This is a genomic window from Rhodococcus sp. As11 (assembly GCF_048957735.1).
GTDB classification, from domain to species: domain Bacteria; phylum Actinomycetota; class Actinomycetes; order Mycobacteriales; family Mycobacteriaceae; genus Rhodococcus; species Rhodococcus gordoniae.
The window spans coordinates 1-1,132 of the sequence record NZ_JARDJE010000057.1 but is presented as its reverse complement, the minus strand read 5'-3'; the positions used below and the strand labels follow the sequence as shown (position 1 = coordinate 1,132).

1 protein-coding gene and 1 other annotated feature are annotated in these 1,132 nt (G+C 64.4%); the gene reads right to left on the bottom strand.

What is annotated here, in order from left to right:
* Positions 1–30: 30 nt before the first annotated feature.
* Entirely contained in the window at positions 31–993 is a 963-nt protein-coding gene (locus PV766_RS24055; protein WP_421098126.1) for an IS3 family transposase, read from the bottom strand.
* Positions 907–1,035 (bottom strand) — a sequence feature (AL1L pseudoknot). It overlaps the preceding gene by 87 nt.
* Positions 1,036–1,132 lie beyond the last annotated feature (97 nt).

The window sequence follows — 1,132 nt, the reverse complement described above, 5'->3', positions numbered from 1 at the left end:
TGAATCGCCCCGAGTTCGGCGGAGGCTCGGCTATCTGGTTCCGGCCTCAGCGAGGACCGGGGTTTCACGGTAGTCGACCGCCGTGTGCTTCGACCAGTAGGTGGCCTCGTACTCGGCAGGTGGAACGTGGTCGATCTCGCCATGCAAGCGGCGATGATTGAACCAGTCGATGTACTCGGCGACCGCCCACTCGACGTCTCCCACGCTCCGGCAGCCCCCGCGTGGACGCATCACGGGATTGCGAATGCACTCGGCCTTGAACAACGAGTTGAACGCCTCTGCCATCGCGTTGTCATACGAATCACCTTTGGAACCAACGGAAGACACCGCATCACACTCGTCGAGTCGCTCGGTGTAGCGCACCGCTCGATACTGGACGCCGCGGTCGCTATGGTGAATCAACCCGGCAACGTCCTGGCCGACCCGTCGGCGCGCCCACAACCCCATATCCAAGGCGTCGAGGGCTAGATCGGTGCGCATCGACGTCGAGACCTGCCACCCGACGATCATCCGGGAGAACACGTCGAGGACGAACGCGGCGTACACCCACCCCGAATGCGTACGAATGTAGGTCAGATCCGCCACCCACAACGTGTTGGGCGCGTCGGCGACGAACCGCCGCTGCACCCGATCCGCCGGCCGCGGAGTCTCGACCCCGTCACTGTGTGTGGTCTTCCGGCCTTTCAATCGGGGTATTCCCTGTAGCCCATCGGCTTTCATCAATCGTTCCACGGTGCACCGGGCCACCGGCATCCCCATCCGCTTCAGGCTGGCGTGCACCTTGCGGACCCCGTACACCCCGAGATTGTCGGCATGAACCTTCCGGATCTCGGACAGAACCTGACGGTCACGCACCGCACGGGCCGATTCGGTTCGCTGTGGGCTCAGATGGGCTCGGACCGTGGACGGAGCGATCTGGGCGGCTGTCTCGCGCAACGCCGCGCAGATTGGATCGACCCCGTGTTCGTCGCGGTGAGCGGCGACGAACTCCACGATCAGCGCTGTGGGCGGTCGATCTCCGCCGCAAAGAAAGCCGAGGCCTGCTTGAGGATCGTGTTCGCCCGCCGCAGCTCGCGGTTCTCTCGTTCCAACTGCGCGATCCGTTCGGCATCACTGGTCGTGGTTCCCGGGC